Genomic DNA, 23,874 nt, shown 5'->3' on the forward strand with positions numbered 1-23,874 from the left:
GAGTCTATTGCGCTTTGTCAGGAAAGATGCGGCGAAAAGTAGTGAATATATTCTGAAAAGTGGGAAAAAAGACGCCTGGCGCAAAACGCCAGGCGAGAGGATCACGGTGCCGGATAAGTATAAACCTGATGCACCGCTTCAATTTCTGCCAACACGTCTTCGCTTAACTCCAGATGCAAACTTTCGACGTTAGTTTTCAGCTGTTCCATCGTTGTTGCGCCCAGCAGAGTGCTGGCAACAAACGGTTGACGACGCACAAAGGCCAGAGCCATCTGAGCTGGATCCAGACCATGACGTTTGGCTATATCAACATACGCCGCGACGGCTTTTTGCGTTTGCTCACCGCTGTAGCGAGTGAAGCGGCTAAAGAGTGTATTGCGCGCGCCAGCCGGTTTTGCGCCGTTGAGATATTTCCCGCTCAACGTGCCAAAACCAAGACACGAATAAGCCAGTAACTCGACGCCTTCATACTGGCTGACTTCAGCAAGGCCCACTTCAAAGCTGCGATTTAACAAGCTGTAGGGGTTTTGAATGGTGACGATACGCGGCAGGTCGTGTTTATCCGCGAGATGTAAATAGCGCATTACGCCAAATGCGGTTTCATTCGACACGCCGATATAACGAATTTTCCCCGCGCGTTGGTACTCTGCCAGTGCGTCCAGCGTATCCAGCAGCGAAACCGCAGGCGCAGAATCTGTCCAGCTATAACCGAGCTTGCCGAAACAGTTGGTGGGGCGCTGTGGCCAATGCACCTGATAGAGATCGAGATAATCAGTCTGCAGACGCTTGAGGCTGTCATGCAGAGCTTCGCGAATATTCTTCCGGTCCAGCGCCTGATCCGGGCGGATCCCCTTGTCATTATTACGCGACGGTCCGCTCACTTTGGAGGCGATAATTAATTTTTCGCGGTTGCCATGTTTTGCCAGCCAGTTACCGACATAGGTTTCGGTTAACCCCTGAGTTTCGGGGCGTGGCGGTACCGGGTACATCTCGGCAACGTCGATAAGGTTAATGCCCTGAGCAACGGCATAGTCGAGTTGTGCGTGGGCGTCGGCTTCGCTGTTCTGTTCACCAAACGTCATCGTGCCAAGCCCCAGCGTGCTGACTTCCAGCGAGCTGTGGGGTATACGGTGATATTGCATAGCCGTTTCCTTTTTATAATCACGACATAAGGAATATAAAAATGGCAGAGGGAAGGGAAAAGGGAAAGAGAAAAATCTTAAGGCCAGCCGGATGCTGACCTTATTTTTTAACGTTCAATAATTTGCGAAACATCATCACGGTTTATTTGCATCGCGTTACCTTGCTGATCGTGATAACTCACCAGCCCGGTGTCATCATCAATTTCCGGTTTTCCATCTGTCAAAATCATACGGCCATCTTTGGTCGCCATGACGTAATCACTGGAACAGCCGGAAACGGCAAATGCCAGTCCGACTGCAGAAATTAATACTGCCCATTTTTTCATCCGGTCATCCTCACCTATTTTGCCCATTAATGATAATAGACTGTTTATAATCTGACGTTATACATCATGAAAGCAGGAAAATCTTAAACTGTGAGGAAGAGAGCTGGCCGAACGCTCTCCCGCAGGAGAGCGAACGGAATATCAGAGCGGATTCTTTTTGTTGCGAATCAGGTTGAGGCTTTCAACCGCAATAGAGAAGAACATCGCGAAGTAGATGTAACCTTTCGGTACGTGGATATCGAAACTTTCCAGAATCAGGGTAAAGCCCACCAGAATCAGGAAAGAGAGCGCCAGCATTTTTACCGAAGGGTGGCGTTCGACAAAATCACCAATCGAGCGCGCGGCGAACATCATCACGCCTACGGCAATCACCACTGCTGCCATCATTATGAATAAGTGATCTGACAGGCCCACAGCGGTAATCACCGAGTCGAGGCTGAAAATAATATCCAGCAGCATAATCTGCACGATAGCGCCGAGGAATGATGAAACGCGTGTTTTCAATCCTTCTTCTTCACCTTCGATGGATTCGTGGATTTCCTTGCTGGCTTTCCAGATAAGGAACAGACCGCCGAGTAACAAAATTAAATCGCGAGCGGAAATTTCCTGACTGAAAATTGTAAAAAGCGGATTCGTCAGACGCGTGACCCAGGCAATAGACGCCAGCAGCGCCAGACGCATGACCATAGCCGCTGCCAAACCCAGACGCCGTGCGTGGCCACGTTGTGCTGTAGGTAGTTTTGCCACCACCAGCGAGAGGAAAATAATATTATCGATCCCAAGAACGATCTCCAGCAGCGTCAGCGTACCGAGCGCAAGCCAGGCGTTAGGATCGGTTACCCATGCAAATAACATCAAACAAAGCCCTGCCAAAAAAAATGAAGCGGTAATTATATGCCCGGAATGCGGCAGGTCAAAGCGATGGGTGCTGGATCAAAAAATGACGAGCCAATAGCGCACTGGTGAAATTCTTCTTTAAATAAAAGCCGCGTGGCAGTGTCAGAATCGGTTCACCCTGGGAGCCAATGGCTTCGGTGAGCGCTTTCGCATTCGCCGCTTTAGGTCTTATCTGTAAATATTCCCCGTGACGAGCGGTAATTCTTTCAACTTGACCAAGAACAATCATATCCATTAATTCTTCCCAGTCTTCGCGTAACTGCCGTTCCTCTTCGTCATTTGGACTCCACAGTAATGGCGACCCTACGCGCCGCTGCGCCAGAGGAATACTGCGCTCGCCTTCTACAGGTATCCACAGCACGCGTTTTAACTTGTGACGTACATGGCTGGTTTCCCAGGTGACGCCGCTATTGCCGGTTAAAGGCGCCACGCAAACGAAAGTGGTTTCCAGAGGACGGCCAAGGCTATCCACAGGAATCGTTTTTAGCTCTACGCCCAGGGCCGCAAAATCTTGTTCAGGTTTACTGCCTGCGCTTGCGCCAAGCCAAATTTCCAGCAACACGCCTATCCAGCCTTTATCGCGCTTTAAATTCTCCGGTGCAACCAGCCCGGCAAGTGCCGCCAGCTCACCCAATGTGTAACCGGAAAGTTGCTGTGCTTGCGCAAATAACTGCGCTTCAGTTTCTGGTGGAGAGAGCAATGGGCGAGGCTGGAGCATGGTGTTATACCTTGATTAAAAATTGAGCAGCAATTTTATACCGGATATGCCAAGTGTAACTTTTTCCACGCGTGTTATTCAATTGCATGATTTATATTGCTTTTTAGGCCTCAGATAACCGTGTTGCGCAACGTATGGGGAGGTTTTCCAAATCTGGTCACTGAAAATAAACAGGATCTTACACCATGTTATCCACAGAAAGCTGGGATAACTGTGAAAAACCCTCACTACTGTTTCCATTTACAGCCTTGACGTGCGACGAAACTCCAATTTTTAGTGATGTGGTGCTTAACTTATTGGCACATTCTGTGGATAAATACGACATTGGTTGATCTTTCACCACCTCGTATACAGTGAGTGTGATACAGGTCACGATTTTACCTGTTTGGTAGCGATTTAAGCACCTAGTTCATTGATTAGTAATTATTATTTTGTAATGCCTGAAACAGGGGTGTTCAGAATGCTCTGGGTTTTCCCGTAGTAATTCCGTAGTTCTTCACAACTCTATCCACAGAAAAGGTGAATAAAAACGGTGATGTTCCCCCTCTGCTGTTTATAACTCTGCACTTAACTGTGAGTTATTCAATTGTTATTAGTGTGTAATGCCTTGCAGAGAGTGGTTTACCGCCTTCCAGGAGTATGAAACAATCATTCTCATATAAAGTTTTATTTTGAGGTAGTCCGGTGATTGATGACGATGGCTACCGCCCAAACGTAGGTATCGTGATTTGTAATCGTCAGGGGCAAGTAATGTGGGCCCGTCGATTTGGTCAGCACTCCTGGCAATTTCCGCAAGGCGGAATTAACCCCGGAGAATCCGCAGAACAGGCGATGTACCGTGAATTGTTTGAAGAAGTAGGATTAAGCCGCAAAGACGTTCGAATCCTTGCTTCAACGCGTAACTGGTTGCGCTACAAATTACCAAAACGTTTGGTGCGTTGGGACACGAAGCCGGTGTGTATCGGCCAAAAACAAAAATGGTTTCTCTTGCAGCTGGTGAGCGGCGATGCGGAAATCAATATGCAAACCAGCAGTACACCAGAGTTTGACGGCTGGCGTTGGGTAAGTTACTGGTATCCGGTCAGACAGGTGGTGTCATTTAAACGTGATGTCTACCGCAGGGTAATGAAAGAGTTTGCGAGTGTTGTGATGGCGCTACAGGACAATACGCCTAAACCACAAAACGCATCTACTTATCGACGTAAAAGAGGTTAAGTCACGCCAATTATGCTCACTCGCCTGCGCGAAATAGTCGAAAAGGTAGCCAGTGCTCCCCGCCTTAACGAGGCGTTGAATATTCTGGTTACCGACATCTGTCTTGCGATGGATACCGAAGTCTGTTCGGTCTACCTGGCCGATCACGACCGACGTTGTTACTACCTGATGGCGACTCGGGGGCTGAAAAAACCGCGAGGTCGCACCGTAACGCTCGCGTTTGATGAAGGGATCGTCGGCCTGGTTGGCAGGCTGGCGGAACCGATAAACCTTGCGGATGCGCAAAAACATCCCAGCTTCAAATATGTTCCCTCCGTAAAAGAAGAGCGTTTCCGTGCTTTCTTAGGCGTTCCGATTATTCAGCGTCGCCAATTGCTTGGCGTGCTGGTGGTGCAGCAACGAGAGCTACGCCAGTACGATGAAAGCGAAGAATCCTTTCTGGTGACGCTCGCCACCCAGATGGCGGCCATTCTTTCCCAGTCGCAGTTGACTGCCTTATTCGGACAATATCGCCAGACGCGAATCCGCGCATTACCGGCTGCACCCGGCGTGGCGATTGCCGAAGGTTGGCAGGATGCCACTTTACCCTTAATGGAACAGGTGTATCAGGCATCAACGCTGGATCCAGCGCTGGAACGTGAGCGCCTGACCGGAGCGCTGGAAGAGGCAGCTAACGAATTTCGTCGTTACAGCAAACGCTTTGCTGCCGGGGCGCAGAAAGAAACGGCGGCCATTTTCGATCTTTACTCGCACCTGCTTTCCGACACCCGTTTGCGTCGCGAACTGTTTGCCGAGGTGGATAAAGGCTCGGTGGCAGAATGGGCGGTAAAAACGGTCATTGAAAAATTTGCCGAACAGTTTGCCGCGCTAAGTGATAACTATCTCAAAGAGCGCGCTGGCGATTTACGCGCGCTGGGCCAGCGGTTGCTGTTTCACCTTGATGATGCAAATCAGGGGCCGAACGCCTGGCCGGAACGTTTCATTCTGGTGGCAGATGAATTGTCGGCGACGACCCTTGCGGAGTTGCCCCAGGATCGCTTAGTCGGCGTCGTCGTACGCGATGGTGCGGCCAACTCCCATGCGGCGATTATGGTGCGCGCGCTGGGTATTCCTACCGTGATGGGGGCGGACATTCAACCTTCAGTGCTGCATCATCGGACGCTGATTGTTGATGGTTATCGCGGGGAATTACTGGTCGATCCGGAGCCGGTACTGCTGCAAGAATATCAGCGGCTAATTAGTGAAGAGATCGAGCTTAGCCGTCTGGCGGAAGATGACGTCAATTTACCCGCCCAGTTAAAAAGCGGCGAGCGCATTAAAGTCATGCTCAATGCCGGTTTAAGCCCGGAACATGAAGAAAAACTGGGCAGCCGTATTGATGGCATAGGACTTTATCGCACTGAAATCCCATTCATGCTGCAAAGTGGTTTTCCGTCGGAAGAAGAACAGGTGGCGCAATATCAGGGCATGTTGCAAATGTTCAATGATAAGCCTGTCACGCTGCGCACGCTGGATGTTGGTGCTGATAAGCAACTGCCTTACATGCCTATCAGCGAAGAGAATCCATGTCTGGGTTGGCGTGGGATCCGCATTACGCTCGATCAGCCGGAGATCTTTTTGATCCAGGTGCGGGCGATGCTGCGTGCTAATGCAGCAACGGGCAACCTGAACATCTTATTGCCGATGGTCACAAGCCTCGATGAAGTTGACGAAGCACGCCGCCTGATTGAACGTGCCGGACGTGAAGTCGAGGAGATGATCGGCTATGCGATCCCCAAACCGCGTATCGGTATCATGCTGGAAGTGCCATCGATGGTGTTTATGCTGCCGCATCTGGCAAACCGGGTCGATTTTATCTCTGTTGGCACCAACGATCTGACTCAATACATCCTGGCTGTTGATCGTAACAACACGCGAGTTGCGAACATTTATGACAGCTTGCATCCTGCGATGTTACGTGCGCTGGCAATGATCGCCCGGGAAGCGGAAACGCAAGGAATAGATCTCCGTTTGTGTGGCGAAATGGCGGGAGATCCTATGTGCGTAGCAATCCTCATTGGGCTTGGGTATCGCCATCTGTCTATGAACGGGCGTTCTGTCGCGCGCGTAAAATATTTGCTGCGGCGCATTGATTTTGCCGAAGCGGAAAACCTTGCGCAGCGCAGCCTGGAAGCACAACTGGCGACTGAAGTTCGTCATCAGGTTGCGGCATTTATGGAGCGTCGCGGCATGGGTGGGCTGATTCGCGGGGGGCTATAGCGCGGATCGTATACATATCTTTTAACGGTATCCGGCAACCAGCCTGGTCCCCTTGTGCTATTATTCGCACCTTTGGAGCGCCTGGAACCTGCGGCGCGCATTTCAATCGCTGTTCTCTTTCAGCGAAATAACAAGAACTTGTGGTGACAGATGACCAGTAGCTATCTGCATTTTCCGGAATTCGATCCGGTCATTTTCTCAATAGGACCCGTTGCGCTTCACTGGTACGGCCTGATGTATCTGGTAGGTTTCATTTTTGCGATGTGGCTGGCAACACGTCGGGCGAACCGTCCGGGGAGCGGCTGGACCAAAAATGAAGTTGAAAACTTACTCTATGCGGGCTTCCTTGGCGTTTTCCTTGGCGGACGTATTGGGTATGTTCTGTTCTACAACTTCCCGCAGTTTATGGCCGATCCGCTGTATCTGTTCCGTGTCTGGGACGGCGGCATGTCCTTCCACGGCGGCCTGATTGGCGTGATTGTGGTGATGATTATCTTCGCCCGCCGCACCAAACGTTCCTTCTTCCAGGTCTCTGATTTTATAGCACCACTTATTCCGTTTGGTCTTGGCGCCGGGCGTCTGGGCAACTTTATTAACGGTGAATTGTGGGGCCGCGTTGACCCGAACTTCCCGTTTGCCATGCTGTTCCCGGGTTCCCGTACCGAAGATATTCTGTTGCTGCAAAACAATCCGCAGTGGCAGTCCATTTTTGATACTTACGGCGTGCTGCCTCGCCACCCGTCACAGTTGTACGAACTGCTGCTGGAAGGTGTGGTGCTGTTTATTATCCTCAACCTGTATATTCGTAAACCGCGCCCGATGGGGGCCGTGTCTGGCTTGTTCCTGATTGGCTACGGCGCGTTTCGCATCATTGTTGAGTTTTTCCGCCAGCCCGACGCGCAGTTTACCGGTGCCTGGGTGCAGTACATCAGCATGGGGCAAATTCTTTCCATCCCGATGATCGTCGCGGGTGTGATCATGATGGTCTGGGCATATCGTCGCAGCCCACAGCAACACGTTTCCTGAGGAACCATGAAACAGTATTTAGAACTGATGCAAAAAGTGCTCGACGAAGGCACACAGAAAAACGACCGTACCGGAACCGGAACGCTTTCCATTTTTGGTCATCAGATGCGTTTTAACCTGCAGGATGGATTCCCGCTGGTGACAACCAAACGTTGCCACCTGCGTTCCATCATCCACGAACTACTGTGGTTCCTGCAGGGCGATACCAACATTGCTTATCTGCACGAAAACAATGTCACCATCTGGGACGAATGGGCCGATGAAAACGGTGACCTCGGCCCGGTATATGGCAAACAGTGGCGCGCCTGGCCAACGCCGGATGGACGTCATATTGACCAGATAACCACAGTGCTGAACCAGTTGAAAAACGACCCGGATTCCCGCCGCATTATTGTTTCGGCGTGGAACGTGGGGGAACTGGATAAAATGGCACTGGCTCCATGCCATGCCTTCTTCCAGTTCTATGTCGCAGACGGCAAACTCTCTTGCCAGCTTTATCAACGCTCCTGTGACGTCTTCCTGGGGCTGCCGTTTAACATCGCCAGCTATGCGTTACTGGTGCATATGATGGCGCAGCAGTGCGATCTTGAAGTGGGTGATTTTGTCTGGACCGGTGGCGACACGCACCTGTACAGCAACCATATGGATCAAACCCATCTGCAATTAAGCCGTGAACCGCGTCCGCTGCCGAAGCTGATTATTAAACGTAAACCCGAATCCATCTTCGACTACCGTTTCGAAGACTTTGAGATTGAAGGCTACGATCCGCATCCGGGCATTAAGGCACCGGTGGCTATCTAATTACGAAACATCCTGCCAGAGCCGACGCCAGTGTGCGTCGGTTTTTTTTATCCTCTGTTTAATTCTTCGAGACGCCTTCCCGAAATTTTGCAACGCCCTGCAACAGGGTAAATAGTCCGGAAGACGTGCCGAAGAAATAGAAACTGGCACTCGTCTTTTTTTCTCCGCGCCGCATACTGCCAGCATGAAAAAACAACGTGGTTATACGCTGATTGAAACGCTGGTCGCGATGCTGATTTTGGTCATGCTAAGTGCAAGTGGTCTCTATGGCTGGCAGTACTGGCAGCAGTCGCAACGGTTATGGCAAACCGCCAGCCAGGCGCGAGACTATTTGCTCTATTTACGTGAGGATGCCAACTGGCATAACCGCGACCACAGTATCGGTGTCATCAGGGAGGGAACGTCATGGTGTCTTGCGAGTGCCGCCGCTGGGGCGAATACCTGTCATGGCAGTTCACCGCTGGTCTTTGTGCCTCGCTGGCCCGAAGTCGAAATGAGCGACCTGACACCTTCGCTCACTTTCTTTGGCCTACGCAATACTGCATGGGCCGGACATATTCGCTTCAAAAATTCAGCGGGCGAGTGGTGGTTGGTGGTTTCGCCGTGGGGAAGGCTCCGGCTTTGTCAGCAAGGAGAAACAGAAGGATGCCTGTAAAAGAGCAAGGTTTTTCTCTGCTGGAAGTGCTGATTGCTATGGCAATCAGCAGCGTACTGCTGCTGGGAGCTGCGCGATTTCTGCCCGCATTACAGCGTGAAAGTTTGATTACTACTCGCAAGCTGGCGCTGGAAGATGAAATCTGGCTGCGGGTATTTACAGTCGCGAAGCATCTCCAGAGAGCAGGTTATTGTCATGGAACCTGTCCCGGTGAAGGTCTGAAAATTGTTGGGCAGGGTGACTGCATCATTGTGCAGTGGGATGCGAACAGTAACGGTATCTGGGAGCATGAGCCGGGAAAAGAATCCGACCAGATTGGATTTCGGCTAAAAGACAATGTCCTGGAAACGCTACGCGGCACGACATCCTGTGAAGGTAAGGGCTGGGATAAATTGACCAACCCAGATGCCGTCGTTATCGACACTTTTCAGGTTACCCGACAGGATAACAGCGGTTTCCCGCCGGTGCTGACGGTTAATATGCACGCTGCCAGCAAGGCTGATCCACAAACCGTGGTGGATGCCAGCTATAGCGTGACAGGATTCAACCTGTGAACCGCGAAAAGGGTGTTTCATCGCTGGCACTGGTCCTGATGCTGCTGGTTTTGGGCAGCTTGCTGTTACAAGGAATGAGCCAGCAGGATCGTAGTTTTGCCTCTCGCGTGACTATGGAAAGCCAGTCATTACGCCGTCAGGCCATTGTGCAGTCGGCGCTTGAGTGGGGGAAAATGCATGCCTGGCAGGTACAGCAAGCTGTTCAGTGTTCGCAATACGCCGCAACGGGTGCTCAAGCTTGCCTGCGAAGACTTGCGGATAATAAAGCCTTGCTAATAGCCGGTTATGAAGACGTTTCATTATGGCGAATGGGGGAAGTCATCGATGGGAATATCGTATTTTCGCCACATGGCTGGAGTGATTTTTGTCCGCTGAAAGAGGAGGCGTTATGTCAGCTTCCCTGAAGAATCAGCAAGGTTTTAGCCTGCCGGAGGTGATGTTGGCGATGGTACTGATGGTGATGATTGTCACTGCGTTATCTGGTTACCAGCGAACATTAAGCACCAGTCTTGCCAGCAGAAACCAGTACCAGCAGCTCTGGCGCCACGCCTGGCAGCAAGCACAACTGCGCGCGATTTCGCCACCTGCAAACTGGCAGGTCAACCGAATGCAGACATCGCAGGCGGGATGTGTCAGCATCAGCGTTACGCTATTTTCACCCGGGGGCAGAGAAGGCGAGATGACCCGCCTGCATTGCCCAAATCGTCAGTAGTCAGGAGCCGCTATGTTAAGGGTCTACCATTCCAATCGTCTGGACGTACTGGAAGCGTTGATGGAGTTTATTGTCGAACGCGAACGGCTGGACGATCCTTTCGAGCCAGAAATGATTCTGGTGCAAAGTACCGGTATGGCGCAGTGGCTGCAAATGACCCTGTCGCAGAAATTCGGCATTGCGGCAAACATTGATTTTCCGCTGCCTGCAAGCTTTATCTGGGATATGTTTGTCCGTGTATTACCAGAGATCCCCAAAGAGAGCGCCTTTAACAAGCGGAGTATGAGCTGGAAACTGATGACTCTGCTGCCGCAACTGCTGGATCGCGAAGATTTTACACTATTGCGTCATTACCTGACTGACGATAGCGACAAGCGAAAACTGTTCCAGCTTTCCTCAAAAGCGGCGGACCTGTTTGACCAATATCTGGTCTATCGCCCGGACTGGCTGGCGCAGTGGGAAGCCGGGCATCTGGTTGAAGGGCTGGGAGAAGCGCAGGCCTGGCAAGCGCCGTTGTGGAAGGCGCTGGTGGAATATACCCATGAACTCGGGCAACCGCGCTGGCACCGTGCCAATCTCTATCAACGCTTTATCGAAACACTGGAGTCTGCGACGACCTGCCCACCCGGCTTACCTTCGCGCGTCTTTATATGCGGTATTTCCGCGTTACCGCCTGTTTATCTCCAGGCGCTACAGGCGCTGGGTAAACATATTGAAATCCATCTCCTGTTTACCAACCCTTGCCGTTATTACTGGGGCGATATTAAAGATCCTGCTTATCTGGCGAAACTGCTGACCCGCCAGCGTCGACACAGTTTTGAAGATCGCGAATTGCCGCTATTTCGCGATAGCGAAAATGCCGGACAGCTCTTTAACAGCGACGGTGAACAGGATGTCGGCAACCCGCTACTGGCCTCCTGGGGCAAGTTGGGGCGCGACTATATCTATCTCCTTTCCGATCTGGAGAACAGTCAGGAGCTGGACGCCTTTGTCGATGTCACGCCAGACAATCTGCTGCATAACATACAGTCCGACATTCTGGAACTGGAAAACCGCGCCGTTGCGGGCGTGAACCTCGAAGAGTTTTCCCGTAGCGATAACAAACGCCCGCTTGACCCGCAGGATAGCAGTATCACCTTCCACGTTTGCCATAGCCCGCAGCGTGAAGTTGAAGTTTTGCACGATCGCCTGCTGGCGATGCTGGAAGAAGATCCGACACTTACTCCGCGCGATATCATCGTGATGGTGGCCGACATCGACAGCTACAGTCCGTTTATTCAGGCCGTGTTTGGCAGTGCGCCAGCGGATCGGTATCTGCCTTACGCCATTTCCGACCGTCGGGCGCGGCAGTCACATCCGGTACTGGAAGCGTTTATCAGCCTGTTATCACTGCCTGACAGTCGCTTTGTGTCAGAGGATGTGCTGGCGCTACTGGATGTGCCGGTGCTGGCGGCGCGGTTTGACATCACCGAAGAAGGACTGCGTTATTTACGCCAGTGGGTCAACGAATCCGGCATTCGTTGGGGCATAGATGACGATAACGTTCGTGAGCTGGAACTCCCCGCCACCGGACAACACACCTGGCGATTTGGCCTGACTCGCATGTTACTAGGCTACGCGATGGAAAGTGCTCAGGGGGAATGGCAATCGGTTCTACCTTATGATGAATCGAGCGGCTTAATTGCAGAACTGGTGGGGCATCTGGCTTCACTGCTAATGCAGCTAAACATCTGGCGTCGCGGGCTGGCACAGGAGCGCCCGCTTGAAGAGTGGCTGCCGGTTTGCCGCGATATGCTCAACGCCTTCTTCCTGCCGGATGCGGAAACCGAAGCGGCGATGACGCTTATTGAGCAACAATGGCAGGCGATTATCGCTGAAGGTTTAGGTGCGCAGTATGGCGATGCGGTGCCGCTGTCACTATTGCGTGATGAACTGGCACAACGCCTGGATCAGGAACGTATCAGCCAGCGTTTTCTCGCAGGCCCGGTCAACATTTGTACTCTGATGCCGATGCGTTCAATTCCGTTCAAAGTGGTTTGCCTGCTGGGAATGAACGATGGCGTTTACCCGCGCCAGCTTGCGCCATTGGGCTTTGATCTGATGAGCCAGAAACCGAAGCGCGGTGACCGTAGCCGTCGTGATGACGACCGCTATCTGTTCCTGGAAGCGTTAATTTCCGCGCAACAAAAACTCTATATCAGCTATATCGGCCGCTCTATTCAGGATAACAGCGAACGATTCCCGTCAGTTCTGGTGCAGGAACTGATCGACTATATCGGGCAAAGCCATTATCTACCGGGCGATGAAGCGCTTAACTGTGATGAAAGCGAGGCAAGGGTAAAAGCGCATCTTACTTGCCACCATACCCGGATGCCGTTTGACCCGCAAAACTACCAGCCCGGTAACTTACAAAGCTATGCGCGCGAGTGGCTGCCTGCGGCCAGCCAGGCTGGTAAAGCACATTCTGAATTTGTTCAGCCACTACCGTTTACCTTGCCGGAAACTGTGCCGCTGGAGACGCTACAGCGATTCTGGGCGCATCCGGTGCGGGCGTTTTTCCAGATGCGTTTGCAGGTGAACTTCCGTACCGAAGACAGCGAAATTCCCGACACCGAACCTTTTATTCTTGAAGGGCTTAGTCGTTATCAAATCAACCAGCAGTTATTAAATGCACTGGTTGAGCAGGATGATGCCGAACGCTTGTTCCGCCGATTCCGGGCGGCAGGTGATTTGCCGTATGGCGCTTTTGGTGAAATTTTCTGGGAAACGCAGTGTCAGGAGATGCAGCAACTTGCCGACAGAGTCATTGCCTGTCGTCAGCCGGGCCAGAGCATGGAAATCGATCTCGCCTGTAACGGTGTGCAAATAACGGGCTGGTTGCCGCAGGTCCAGTCGGATGGCCTGTTGCGCTGGCGTCCCTCTTTATTAAGTGTGGCGCAGGGAATGCAACTTTGGCTGGAACACCTTGTCTACTGTGCCAGCGGTGGTAATGGTGAAAGTCGCCTTTTTCTACGCAAAGACGGCGAGTGGCGTTTTCCGCCGCTTGCAGCCGAACAGGCTTTACATTACCTCTCACAGCTGATTGAAGGGTATCGTGAAGGTATGTCCACGCCATTGCTGGTATTACCTGAAAGCGGCGGTGCATGGTTAAAAACCTGTTATGACGCAGAAAACGATGCCATGCTGGACGACGAATCCACGTTGCAAAAAGCTCGTTCGAAATTCCTTCAGGCTTACGAAGGCAACATGATGGTGCGTGGCGAAGGTGATGATATCTGGTATCAACGGCTATGGCGGCAATTAACGCCAGAGACAATGGAAGCCATCGTTAAACAGTCGCAACGTTTCCTGTTACCGCTGTTTCGCTTTAATCAGTCATGAGTGCTGTATAAAAATTGCGCAATTCATTCGCTTACTTTATGATGCGCACCAGTCACGGACTGATGGATATATAGACATAGGCTGACTCGTTCAGCACAAGATTAAATTCTGGCAGATGATTTGCGTTAACGTGTTGAATCTGGTTGGAAAATAAAGTTGATAATGAGGTCCGTGAATGCCCCGCAGCACCTGGTTCAAAGCATTATTGTTGTTTGTCGCCCTCTGGGCACCCTTAAGTCAGGCAGAAACGGGATGGCAGCCGATTCAGGAAACCATCCGTAAAAGTGATAAAGATAACCGCCAGTATCAGGCTGTGCGTCTGGATAACGGTATGGTGGTATTGCTGGTTTCAGATCCGCAGGCGGTTAAATCGCTTTCGGCGCTGGTGGTGCCCGTTGGGTCGCTGGAAGATCCCGAGGCTTATCAGGGGCTGGCGCATTACCTTGAACACATGAGTCTGATGGGGTCGAAAAAATACCCTCAAGCTGATAGCCTGGCCGAATATCTCAAAATGCACGGCGGCAGTCACAATGCCAGCACTGCGCCGTATCGCACGGCTTTCTATCTGGAAGTTGAGAACGACGCCTTGCCTGGTGCGGTAGACCGCCTGGCCGATGCTATTGCTGAACCCTTGCTCGACAAGAAATATGCCGAACGTGAGCGTAATGCGGTGAACGCTGAATTAACCATGGCGCGTACGCGTGACGGGATGCGCATGGCACAGGTCAGCGCAGAAACCATTAACCCGGCACACCCCGGTTCAAAGTTTTCTGGTGGTAACCTCGAAACTTTAAGCGATAAACCTGGTAATCCGGTGCAGCAGGCGCTGAAAGATTTCCACGAGAAGTACTATTCCGCCAATCTGATGAAGGCGGTTATTTACAGCAATAAACCGCTGCCTGAGTTGGCAAAAATGGCGGCAGACACTTTTGGTCGCGTGCCGAACAAAGAGAGCAAAAAACCGGAAATCACCGTGCCGGTAGTCACCGACGCGCAAAAGGGCATTATCATTCATTACGTCCCGGCGCTGCCGCGTAAAGTTCTGCGCGTTGAGTTTCGCATCGATAACAACTCAGAGAAGTTCCGTAGTAAAACGGATGAATTGATTACCTATCTGATTGGTAATCGCAGCCCAGGTACACTTTCCGACTGGCTGCAAAAACAGGGATTGGTTGAGGGCATTAGCGCCAACTCCGATCCTATCGTCAACGGCAACAGCGGCGTTTTAGCTATCTCAGCCTCTTTAACCGATAAAGGTCTGGCGAATCGCGATCAGGTTGTGGCGGCAATTTTTAGCTATCTCAATCTGTTACGTGAAAAAGGCATTGATAAACAATACTTCGATGAACTGGCGAATGTGCTGGATATCGACTTCCGTTATCCGTCGATCACCCGTGATATGGATTACGTCGAATGGCTGGCAGATACCATGATTCGCGTTCCTGTTGAGCATACGTTGGACGCGGTAAATATTGCCGATCGGTATGATGCTAAAGCGGTAAAAGAACGTCTGGCGATGATGACGCCACAGAATGCGCGTATCTGGTATATCAGCCCGAAAGGGCCGCACAATAAAACGGCTTATTTTGTAGATGCGCCGTATCAGGTCGATAAAATCAGCGAACAAACTTTCGCTGACTGGCAGCAAAAAGCCGCCAATATTGCGCTCTCCTTACCGGAGCTTAACCCCTATATTCCTGACGATTTCTCGCTGATTAAGTCAGAGAAGAAATATGACCATCCAGAGTTGATTGTGGATGAATCGAACCTGCGTGTGGTGTATGCGCCGAGCCGTTATTTTGCCAGCGAGCCAAAAGCCGATGTCAGCCTGATTTTGCGTAACCCGAAAGCCATGGACAGCGCCCGCAATCAGGTGATGTTTGCGCTCAATGATTATCTCGCAGGGCTGGCGCTTGATCAGTTAAGCAACCAGGCGTCGGTTGGTGGCATTAGTTTTTCCACCAACGCTAACAACGGCCTTATGGTTAATGCCAATGGTTACACCCAGCGTCTGCCGCAACTGTTCCAGGCATTGCTCGAGGGGTACTTTAGCTATACTGCTACGGAAGATCAGCTTGAGCAGGCAAAATCCTGGTATAACCAGATGATGGATTCCGCAGAAAAGGGCAAAGCGTTTGAGCAGGCGATTATGCCCGCTCAGATGCTCTCCCAGGTGCCTTACTTCTCGCGTGATGAACGGCGCAAAATTTTGCCTTCCATCACTTTGAAAGAGGTGCTGGCCTATCGCGACGCCTTAAAATCAGGGGCTCGACCAGAGTTTATGGTTATTGGCAACATGACCGAAGCCCAGGCAACAACGCTGGCGCGCAATGTGCAAAAACAGTTGGGCGCTGATGGCTCAGAGTGGTGTCGCAACAAAGATGTACTGGTCGATAAAAAACAATCCGTTATCTTTGAAAAAGCCGGTAACAGCACCGACTCTGCGCTGGCAGCGGTATTTGTACCGACTGGCTACGATGAATACACCAGTTCAGCGTATAGTTCTCTGCTGGGGCAGATAGTACAGCCGTGGTTCTACAACCAGTTGCGCACCGAAGAACAGTTGGGCTATGCCGTGTTTGCATTCCCAATGAGCGTGGGGCGTCAGTGGGGCATGGGCTTCCTTTTGCAAAGCAATGATAAACAGCCTTCATTCTTGTGGGAGCGTTACAAGGCGTTTTTCCCAACCGCAGAGGCAAAATTGCGGGCGATGAAGCCAGAAGAGTTTGCGCAAATCCAGCAGGCGGTAATTACCCAGATGCTGCAGGCACCGCAAACGCTCGGCGAAGAAGCATCGAAGTTAAGTAAAGATTTCGATCGCGGCAATATGCGCTTCGATTCGCGTGATAAAATCGTGGCCCAGATTAAACTGCTGACGCCGCAAAAACTGGCCGATTTCTTCCATCAGGCGGTAGTCGAGCCGCAAGGCATGGCTATCCTGTCGCAGATTTCCGGCAGCCAGAATGGGAAAGCAGAATATGTACACCCTGAAGGCTGGAAAGTGTGGGAGAACGTCAGCGCGTTGCAGCAAACAATGCCCCTGATGAGTGAAAAGAATGAGTGATGTCGCCGAGACACTAGATCCTTTGCGCTTGCCCTTACAGGGCGAGCGCCTGATTGAAGCCTCTGCCGGCACAGGCAAAACCTTTACGATTGCGGCGCTCTATTTGCGCCTGTTACTAGGACTAGGCGGTTCTGCCGCCTTTCCCCGCCCGCTGACCGTTGAAGAACTGCTGGTGGTCACCTTTACCGAGGCGGCCACGGCAGAATTGCGCGGTCGTATCCGTAGCAATATCCACGAGTTGCGCATCGCTTGTCTGCGTGAAACCACCGACAATCCACTGTACGAACGCCTGCTGGAAGAGATCGACGATAAAGCGCAAGCCGCGCAGTGGTTGTTGTTAGCCGAACGGCAGATGGATGAAGCGGCAGTCTTTACTATTCACGGTTTTTGCCAGCGCATGCTCAACCTGAATGCCTTTGAATCCGGCATGTTGTTTGAGCAGCAGCTGATTGAAGATGAATCGCTACTGCGCTACCAGGCCTGCGCCGATTTCTGGCGTCGCCATTGCTACCCGTTACCGCGTGAAATTGCTCAGGTCGTCTTTGAAACCTGGAAAGGGCCGCAGGCCTTGCTGCGCGATATTAATCGTTATCTGCAAGGCGAAGCGCCGGTTATCAAAGCACCGCCGCCCGATGATGAAACGCTGGCTTCCCGCCATGCGCAAATTGTGGCGCGTATTGATACGGTAAAACAGCAGTGGCGCGACGCAGTGGGTGAACTGGATGCGCTGATCGAATCTTCTGGTATTGATCGACGCAAGTTTAACCGTAGCAATCAGGCGAAATGGATAGACAAGATCAGTGCCTGGGCAGAAGAAGAGACCAACAGTTATCAGTTGCCAGAGTCGCTGGAAAAATTCTCCCAGCGTTTCTTAGAAGATCGCACGAAAGCCGGGGGGGAAACCCCGCGACATCCGCTGTTTGAGGCGATCGATCAACTGATTGCAGAACCATTGTCGATCCGCGATCTGGTGATCACCCGCGCATTGGCTGAGATCCGCGAAACGGTAGCGCGTGAAAAACGTCGCCGTGGCGAACTGGGTTTTGACGATATGTTAAGTCGGCTCGATTCCGCGCTGCGTAGCGAAAGCGGTGAGGCTCTGGCGACAGCGATCCGTACGCGATTCCCGGTGGCAATGATCGACGAATTTCAGGACACGGACCCGCAGCAGTACCGGATTTTTCGCCGTATCTGGCACCATCAGCCGGAAACCGCATTGCTGCTGATTGGTGATCCGAAACAGGCCATATATGCATTCCGGGGTGCGGATATCTTCACGTATATGAAGGCGCGTAGCGAAGTTCACGCCCACTACACCTTAGACACCAACTGGCGTTCCGCACCAGGAATGGTGAACAGCGTAAACAAGCTTTTCAGCCAGACTGATGACGCATTCATGTTTCGCGAAATACCGTTTATTCCTGTGAAATCTGCCGGGAAAAATCAGGCACTGCGTTTTGTATTTAAAGGTGAAACGCAGCCAGCGATGAAAATGTGGTTGATGGAAGGCGAAAGCTGCGGCGTTGGCGACTATCAAAGTACCATGGCGCAGGTATGTGCCGCGCAAATCCGCGACTGGTTACAGGCCGGGCAGCGCGGGGAAGCGTTGCTGATGAACGGCGATGATGCACGTCAGGTACGTGCCTCGGACATCAGTGTGCTGGTGCGCAGCCGCCAGGAGGCCGCCCAGGTGCGCGATGCCTTAACGTTGCTGGAAATCCCTTCCGTTTACCTTTCGAACCGCGACAGTGTTTTTGAAACTCTGGAAGCGCAGGAAATGCTTTGGCTGTTGCAGGCGGTGATGACGCCCGAACGTGAGAACACCCTGCGCAGTGCGCTGGCAACGTCAATGATGGGGCTGAATGCGCTGGATATTGAAACGCTGAACAATGACGAACATGCGTGGGATGCGGTAGTTGAAGAGTTCGATGGTTATCGGCAAATCTGGCGCAAACGTGGCGTCATGCCAATGCTGCGGGCGCTGATGTCGGCGCGTAACATTGCAGAAAACTTGCTGGCAACGGCAGGCGGTGAGCGGCGTCTTACCGATATCTTGCATATCAGCGAACTGCTACAAGAAGCGGGAACGCAGCTGGAAAGTGAACATGCTTTGGTACGCTGGTTATCGCAACATATCCTCGAGCCAGACAGTAATGCCTCCAGCCAACAAATGCGCCTCGAAAGTGACAAGCATCTGGTGCAGATTGTCACGATCCACAAATCGAAAGGGCTGGAATATCCGCTGGTCTGGCTGCCGTTTATCACCAATTTCCGTGTACAGGATCAGGCGTTCTATCACGATCGAGGCTCGTTTGAAGCAGTTCTGGATCTTAACGCTGCGCCAGAAAGCGTAGATCTTGCTGAAGCCGAACGTCTGGCTGAAGATCTGCGTTTGCTTTACGTGGCGCTCACGCGTTCGGTCTGGCATTGCAGTCTCGGCGTTGCACCGCTAGTGCGCCGTCGTGGCGATAAAAAAGGTGACACCGACGTTCATCAAAGTGCGCTCGGGCGCTTGCTGCAAAAAGGAGAACCGCAAGATGCAGCAGGGCTTCGCGCCTGTATTGAAGCATTGTGCGATGATGATATAGCCTGGCAAACGGCACAAACTGGTGATAACCAACCCTGGCAGGTTAATGATGCTTTAACTGCAGAACTGAATGCCAGAACGTTACAACGATTGCCCGGCGATAACTGGCGCGTCACCAGCTACTCAGGTTTGCAGCAGCGTGGTCACGGTATCGCTCAGGATCTGATGCCACGGCTGGATGTTGATGCCGCAGGCGTGGTCAGCGTCGTTGAAGAACCGACGTTAACACCACATCAGTTTCCGCGCGGTGCGTCACCGGGGACGTTCTTGCACAGTTTGTTTGAAGACCTGGATTTTACCCAGCCGGTTGACCCGAACTGGGTGCGGGAAAAACTGGAGCTTGGCGGTTTTGAAGCGCACTGGGAACCTGTGTTAACTGAGTGGATCACCGCTATTCTTCAGGCGCCGCTCAATGAAACCGGCGTAAGCCTGAGTCAACTTTCCGCCCGCAATAAACAGGTGGAGATGGAGTTTTATCTACCGATTAGTGAACCGCTTATCGCCAGTCAGCTTGATACGTTAATCCGCCAGTTTGACCCGCTATCCGCAGGCTGCCCGCCGCTGGAGTTCATGCAGGTGCGCGGTATGTTAAAAGGTTTTATTGACCTGGTGTTTCGCCACGAAGGGCGTTATTACCTGCTCGACTATAAATCCAACTGGTTGGGTGAAGACAGTTCGGCTTACACCCAACAGGCGATGGCGGCGGCGATGCAGGCACACCGCTATGATCTGCAATATCAGCTTTATACCCTGGCGCTGCATCGTTATCTGCGCCATCGCATTGCTGATTACGACTATGATCGTCACTTTGGCGGCGTTATCTATCTGTTCCTGCGTGGCGTTGATAAAGAACATCCGCAACAAGGGATCTACGCGACCCGACCCAACGCCGAGTTGATTGACCTGATGGATGAGATGTTTGCCGGTATGACCCTGGAGGAGGCGTAATGAAATTGCAAAAGCAATTACTGGAAGCTGTGGAGCACAAACAGCTACGCCCGCTGGATGTGCAATTTGCCCTGACCGTGGCGGGAGATGAACATCCTGCCGTCACCCTCGCGGCGGCACTGTTAAGTCATGATGCCGGAGAGGGACACGTCTGTTTGCCGCTTTCACGACTGGAAAATAACGAGGCGTCGCATCCGCTGTTGGCGACCTGTGTCAGTGAAATCGGTGAGCTACAAAATTGGGAAGAATGCTTGCTGGCTTCACAAGCGGTCAGCCGGGGAGATGAACCAACGCCGATGATCCTTTGTGGCGATCGTCTTTATCTGAATCGCATGTGGTGTAACGAGCGTACGGTGGCGCGCTTCTTCAATGAGGTGAATCATGCCATCGAGGTGGATGAAGCGTTGCTGGCGCAAACGCTGGATAAACTCTTTCCGCCTGGTGATGAAGTTAACTGGCAAAAAGTGGCGGCAGCAGTGGCACTGACGCGGCGCATTTCGGTAATTTCCGGCGGCCCCGGCACCGGTAAAACGACGACCGTGGCGAAGTTGTTGGCTGCGTTAATTCAGATGGCCGACGGTGAACGCTGTCGTATCCGCCTGGCTGCGCCAACGGGGAAAGCTGCCGCACGCTTAACCGAATCTCTCGGCAAGGCTCTGCGCCAGTTACCGCTGACCGATGAACAAAAGAAACGCATACCGGAAGACGCCAGCACCTTGCACCGCCTCCTGGGCGCGCAGCCAGGTAGCCAGCGCTTACGCCATCATGCGGGTAACCCGCTGCATCTTGATGTGCTGGTGGTGGATGAAGCGTCAATGATCGATCTACCGATGATGTCGAGACTGATCGACGCCTTGCCCGATCATGCGCGAGTGATCTTTCTCGGCGATCGCGATCAACTGGCCTCCGTTGAGGCTGGAGCTGTGCTGGGCGATATCTGCGCTTATGCCAATGCGGGCTTTACCGCAGAGCGTGCCGGGCAGTTGAGCCGCCTGACGGGAAGCCGCGTTCCGGCGGGAAGCGGCACAGAAGCGGCATCACTGCGCGATAGTCTCTGCCTGCTGCAAAAGAGTTACCGTTTCGGCAGCAACTCTGGCATTGGTCAGCTTGCGGCGGCTATTAATCGCGGCGATAAAACGGCAGTGAAAACCGTTTTTCAGCAGGATTTTACTGATATCGAAAAACGGCTTTTACAGAGCGGCGAAGATTATATTGCGATGCTTGAGGAAGCTCTTGCGGGTTACGGACGCTATCTGGATCTGCTGCAAGCGCGTGCCGAGCCGGATTTAATCATTCAGGCGTTCAATGAGTACCAGCTTTTGTGCGCCCTGCGGGAAGGGCCGTTTGGCGTGGCAGGACTGAATGAGCGAATTGAACAGTTTATGCAACAGAAGCGCAAAATTCATCGTCATCCGCACTCGCGCTGGTACGAAGGCCGGCCGGTGATGATTGCCCGTAATGACAGTGCGCTTGGGTTGTTTAATGGTGATATCGGTGTCGCTCTGGATCGCGGGCAGGGGACGCGCGTCTGGTTTGCAATGCCGGATGGCAATATCAAGTCGGTGCAACCGAGTCGCCTGCCGGAGCACGAAACTACGTGGGCGATGACAGTACATAAATCGCAGGGATCGGAGTTCGACCATGCGGCGTTGATTTTACCGAGCCAACGCACGCCGGTAGTAACACGAGAGCTGGTTTACACCGCGGTGACCCGTGCGCGTAGGCGTTTGTCATTGTATGCCGATGAACGCATTTTAAGTGCGGCAATCGCCACGCGCACCGAGCGGCGTAGCGGGCTGGCAGCGTTGTTTAGTTCGCGGGGATAAATGTGATCGCCTGATGCGACGCATACGTGTCTTGTCATGCCTGGGGAATTGCGCATATCGCATCCGGCGATTTTCATCGCTTACCCTAAGTCCGCCATCAACACCTTTGATTTTCCGTAGGTCGGATAAGGCGTTCACGCCGCATCCGACGATGAGTGCCGATGCCTGATGCGACGCATGCGCGTCTTGTCATGCCTGGGGGCATTGCGCATATCGCATCCGGCGATTTTCATTGCTTACCCTAAATCCGCCATCAACACCTTTGATTTACGCTGGTAGTTGTACAACTGCTTTTTGCTCTCCGGCAGCAAATCAATATCCACTGGGGTAAATCCGCGTTCCTGGAACCAGTGAATACTGCGCGTAGTCAGTACAAACAATTTGCTTAAGCCGCTTTGCTTCGCCTGGGCTGCAATGCGTTCCAGCAAAACTTCGCCCCTTGATGAACTGCGGTAATCCGGATGTACAGCCACGCATGCCATTTCACCTATCTTCTCTTCCGGGAATGGATAGAGCGCGGCGCAGGCAATAGTCGTGTTATCGCGCTGAATAATGGTGAATTTGTCGATTTCCATCTCCAGTTGCTCGCGAGAACGACGCACCAGAATACCTTGCTGCTCCAGTGGGCGAATCAACTCCAGAATACCGCCAATATCGTTGATTGTTGCGCGACGAATCTGCTCGGCGCTTTCCATCACAATCTGCGTACCGATACCGTCGCGTGAGAACAACTCTTGCAACAGCGCGCCATCTTCCTGATAACTGATTAAATGACAGCGACGCACGCCGCTGCGGCAGGCTTTCACTGCGCCACGCAAAAAGCGCACCGTACCGGAGTTGTAATCGCCTTTCTCTTCCTGGGCTTCTACCCGCGCTTGCGCTTCGTTAGGGAAAAGTTCTGAGACAATATCACCGTCGTCATTAGTGACGCCCTGTGAAGAGCAAAAACCAATCATCTTCTCAGCTTTCAGTTTGATGGCCAGTTGAGTGGCAATCTCTTCCGAAGTCAGGTTAAAGCTCTCGCCAGTGACCGAAACCGCCACCGGCCCCATCAGCACAATCGCACCGCTGTCCAGTTGGCGATGAATCGCTTCTTCATCAATCCGCCGGATGCGCCCGCTATGGCAGTAATCCACACCATCATCCACGCCAAGCGGCTGGGCAATAATAAAATTGCCGCTGACGACGTTGATATGCGCGCCTTGCAACGGCGTGTTGTTGAGGCTCATTGACAGGCGAGCGGTTATATCTAGTTGCAATGTTCCCGCAGCCTGCTTCACCAGCTCCAGCGTTTTGGCGTCGGTCACGCGCGTATTCTTGTGATATAGCGGCTCGTGGTGATGCGCTGCCAGATTCGCGTCGATCTGCGGACGTGCGCCATAAACCACCACCAGACGGATGCCGAGGCTGTGCAACAACCCAATATCATTGACAATACTGGAGAAATTTTCATGCTCAATGGCTTCTCCGCCGAGCATGATGACAAACGTTTTTCCCCGGTGGGTATTGATATAGGGAACCGAATGGCGGAATCCCTCGACCAGCTCGGTTTTACGTTCCTTTACCACGGCATACCTCTTTGCATGATTATTCGAAATTATTGTATTTTTATTCTGTTTTTTCGCCATGCGCAAGTGCAAATTTTATGCGAGTGCGACTTTTTTATCAGTAATACCGTGAATATAAATAGAATGTTTACCGTTTTATAGATGACAGATTATGCGTCTTTCGCTAAAGTTTCCGGTCAAATTGGTCGTTTACTT

Annotated in this window: 18 protein-coding genes; 13 read left to right on the forward strand and 5 right to left on the reverse strand. The window is 52.2% G+C overall.

What is annotated here, in order from left to right; translation table 11 throughout:
• Positions 1 to 101: 101 nt before the first annotated feature.
• From FEK47_RS00550 to mutH, 4 genes are all read right to left on the reverse strand, one after another.
• On the reverse strand, positions 102 to 1,142 hold the full coding sequence (locus FEK47_RS00550) for an NADP(H)-dependent aldo-keto reductase (RefSeq protein ID WP_130217886.1): 1,041 nt from the start codon (positions 1,140 to 1,142) through the stop codon (positions 102 to 104).
• Between the two features lie 107 nt (positions 1,143 to 1,249).
• Positions 1,250 to 1,468, reverse strand: coding sequence for a lipoprotein YgdR (gene ygdR / locus FEK47_RS00555; RefSeq protein ID WP_000758660.1), 219 nt, complete (start codon positions 1,466 to 1,468; stop codon positions 1,250 to 1,252).
• A 141-nt stretch (positions 1,469 to 1,609) separates the two neighbouring features.
• Positions 1,610 to 2,323 (reverse strand): TerC family protein, encoded by a 714-nt coding sequence (locus FEK47_RS00560; protein ID WP_064529833.1) that lies wholly within the window; start codon positions 2,321 to 2,323, stop codon positions 1,610 to 1,612.
• Positions 2,324 to 2,381: 58 nt separating this feature from the next.
• On the reverse strand, positions 2,382 to 3,083 hold the full coding sequence (mutH, locus tag FEK47_RS00565; RefSeq protein ID WP_130221488.1) for a DNA mismatch repair endonuclease MutH: 702 nt from the start codon (positions 3,081 to 3,083) through the stop codon (positions 2,382 to 2,384).
• Positions 3,084 to 3,268: 185 nt separating this feature from the next.
• Here mutH and FEK47_RS25620 point away from each other — a divergent pair, with 185 nt between their 5' ends.
• From FEK47_RS25620 to recD, 13 genes are all read left to right on the forward strand, one after another.
• On the forward strand, positions 3,269 to 3,415 hold the full coding sequence (locus FEK47_RS25620) for a hypothetical protein (protein WP_276606370.1): 147 nt from the start codon (positions 3,269 to 3,271) through the stop codon (positions 3,413 to 3,415).
• 352 nt (positions 3,416 to 3,767) lie between these two features.
• Positions 3,768 to 4,298 (forward strand): RNA pyrophosphohydrolase, encoded by a 531-nt coding sequence (gene rppH, locus FEK47_RS00575; RefSeq protein WP_130207736.1) that lies wholly within the window; start codon positions 3,768 to 3,770, stop codon positions 4,296 to 4,298.
• A gap of 12 nt (positions 4,299 to 4,310) precedes the next feature.
• Positions 4,311 to 6,557: a phosphoenolpyruvate--protein phosphotransferase gene (gene ptsP / locus FEK47_RS00580; protein ID WP_135487343.1), complete on the forward strand. Its 2,247-nt coding sequence runs from the start codon at positions 4,311 to 4,313 to the stop codon at positions 6,555 to 6,557.
• A 150-nt stretch (positions 6,558 to 6,707) separates the two neighbouring features.
• Positions 6,708 to 7,583 carry a prolipoprotein diacylglyceryl transferase gene (gene lgt, locus FEK47_RS00585; protein WP_032239304.1) on the forward strand — a complete coding sequence of 292 codons (876 nt, stop codon included), beginning with the start codon at positions 6,708 to 6,710 and terminating at the stop codon, positions 7,581 to 7,583.
• 6 nt (positions 7,584 to 7,589) lie between these two features.
• Positions 7,590 to 8,384 (forward strand): thymidylate synthase, encoded by a 795-nt coding sequence (gene thyA / locus FEK47_RS00590; protein WP_000816232.1) that lies wholly within the window; start codon positions 7,590 to 7,592, stop codon positions 8,382 to 8,384.
• Between the two features lie 184 nt (positions 8,385 to 8,568).
• Complete coding sequence (locus FEK47_RS00595; protein ID WP_135405603.1) at positions 8,569 to 9,039, forward strand: prepilin peptidase-dependent protein; 471 nt, start codon at positions 8,569 to 8,571, stop codon at positions 9,037 to 9,039.
• Positions 9,030 to 9,593 carry a prepilin peptidase-dependent protein gene (locus tag FEK47_RS00600; RefSeq protein WP_130217875.1) on the forward strand — a complete coding sequence of 188 codons (564 nt, stop codon included), beginning with the start codon at positions 9,030 to 9,032 and terminating at the stop codon, positions 9,591 to 9,593. Before FEK47_RS00595 ends, FEK47_RS00600 begins: the two co-directional genes overlap by 10 nt.
• The gene (locus FEK47_RS00605; RefSeq protein WP_135487344.1) at positions 9,590 to 9,997 is read left to right on the forward strand and encodes a DUF2509 family protein; all 408 of its coding nucleotides are present in this window, start codon (positions 9,590 to 9,592) and stop codon (positions 9,995 to 9,997) included. Before FEK47_RS00600 ends, FEK47_RS00605 begins: the two co-directional genes overlap by 4 nt.
• A complete protein-coding gene (locus FEK47_RS00610; RefSeq protein ID WP_130207726.1) occupies positions 9,982 to 10,305 on the forward strand; it encodes a prepilin-type N-terminal cleavage/methylation domain-containing protein in 324 nt (107 codons plus the stop codon). The genes FEK47_RS00605 and FEK47_RS00610 overlap by 16 nt, the downstream gene beginning before the upstream one ends.
• Positions 10,306 to 10,317: 12 nt before the next feature.
• A complete protein-coding gene (recC, locus tag FEK47_RS00615; protein WP_135487345.1) occupies positions 10,318 to 13,686 on the forward strand; it encodes an exodeoxyribonuclease V subunit gamma in 3,369 nt (1,122 codons plus the stop codon).
• Between the two features lie 175 nt (positions 13,687 to 13,861).
• Entirely contained in the window at positions 13,862 to 16,750 is a 2,889-nt protein-coding gene (gene ptrA / locus FEK47_RS00620; RefSeq protein ID WP_135487346.1) for a pitrilysin, read from the forward strand.
• Positions 16,743 to 20,285, forward strand: coding sequence for an exodeoxyribonuclease V subunit beta (recB, locus tag FEK47_RS00625; protein ID WP_135487347.1), 3,543 nt, complete (start codon positions 16,743 to 16,745; stop codon positions 20,283 to 20,285). The genes ptrA and recB overlap by 8 nt, the downstream gene beginning before the upstream one ends.
• Positions 20,285 to 22,111 carry an exodeoxyribonuclease V subunit alpha gene (recD, locus tag FEK47_RS00630; RefSeq protein WP_135487348.1) on the forward strand — a complete coding sequence of 609 codons (1,827 nt, stop codon included), beginning with the start codon at positions 20,285 to 20,287 and terminating at the stop codon, positions 22,109 to 22,111. The genes recB and recD overlap by 1 nt, the downstream gene beginning before the upstream one ends.
• Positions 22,112 to 22,347: 236 nt before the next feature.
• On the opposite strand, the gene argA is transcribed toward recD, so the two are convergent.
• Positions 22,348 to 23,679 carry an amino-acid N-acetyltransferase gene (gene argA / locus FEK47_RS00635; RefSeq protein ID WP_064529846.1) on the reverse strand — a complete coding sequence of 444 codons (1,332 nt, stop codon included), beginning with the start codon at positions 23,677 to 23,679 and terminating at the stop codon, positions 22,348 to 22,350.
• Between the last annotated feature and the right edge of the window lie 195 nt (positions 23,680 to 23,874).

The sequence above is a fragment of the Escherichia sp. E3659 genome (genome assembly GCF_005781135.1).
Taxonomy (GTDB): domain Bacteria; phylum Pseudomonadota; class Gammaproteobacteria; order Enterobacterales; family Enterobacteriaceae; genus Escherichia.

Bases quoted from the DNA above. Each gene is read 5' to 3' on its own strand.
- FEK47_RS00550 (WP_130217886.1), bottom strand. From the start codon at position 1,142: ATGCAATATCACCGTATACCCCACAGCTCGCTGGAAGTCAGCACGCTG.
- ygdR (WP_000758660.1), bottom strand. From the start codon at position 1,468: ATGAAAAAATGGGCAGTATTAATTTCTGCAGTCGGACTGGCATTTGCC.
- FEK47_RS00560 (WP_064529833.1), bottom strand. From the start codon at position 2,323: ATGTTATTTGCATGGGTAACCGATCCTAACGCCTGGCTTGCGCTCGGT.
- mutH (WP_130221488.1), bottom strand. From the start codon at position 3,083: ATGCTCCAGCCTCGCCCATTGCTCTCTCCACCAGAAACTGAAGCGCAG.
- FEK47_RS25620 (WP_276606370.1), top strand. From the start codon at position 3,269: ATGTTATCCACAGAAAGCTGGGATAACTGTGAAAAACCCTCACTACTG.
- ptsP (WP_135487343.1), top strand. From the start codon at position 4,311: ATGCTCACTCGCCTGCGCGAAATAGTCGAAAAGGTAGCCAGTGCTCCC.
- lgt (WP_032239304.1), top strand. From the start codon at position 6,708: ATGACCAGTAGCTATCTGCATTTTCCGGAATTCGATCCGGTCATTTTC.
- thyA (WP_000816232.1), top strand. From the start codon at position 7,590: ATGAAACAGTATTTAGAACTGATGCAAAAAGTGCTCGACGAAGGCACA.
- FEK47_RS00595 (WP_135405603.1), top strand. From the start codon at position 8,569: ATGAAAAAACAACGTGGTTATACGCTGATTGAAACGCTGGTCGCGATG.
- FEK47_RS00600 (WP_130217875.1), top strand. From the start codon at position 9,030: ATGCCTGTAAAAGAGCAAGGTTTTTCTCTGCTGGAAGTGCTGATTGCT.
- FEK47_RS00610 (WP_130207726.1), top strand. From the start codon at position 9,982: ATGTCAGCTTCCCTGAAGAATCAGCAAGGTTTTAGCCTGCCGGAGGTG.
- recC (WP_135487345.1), top strand. From the start codon at position 10,318: ATGTTAAGGGTCTACCATTCCAATCGTCTGGACGTACTGGAAGCGTTG.
- ptrA (WP_135487346.1), top strand. From the start codon at position 13,862: ATGCCCCGCAGCACCTGGTTCAAAGCATTATTGTTGTTTGTCGCCCTC.
- recB (WP_135487347.1), top strand. From the start codon at position 16,743: ATGAGTGATGTCGCCGAGACACTAGATCCTTTGCGCTTGCCCTTACAG.
- recD (WP_135487348.1), top strand. From the start codon at position 20,285: ATGAAATTGCAAAAGCAATTACTGGAAGCTGTGGAGCACAAACAGCTA.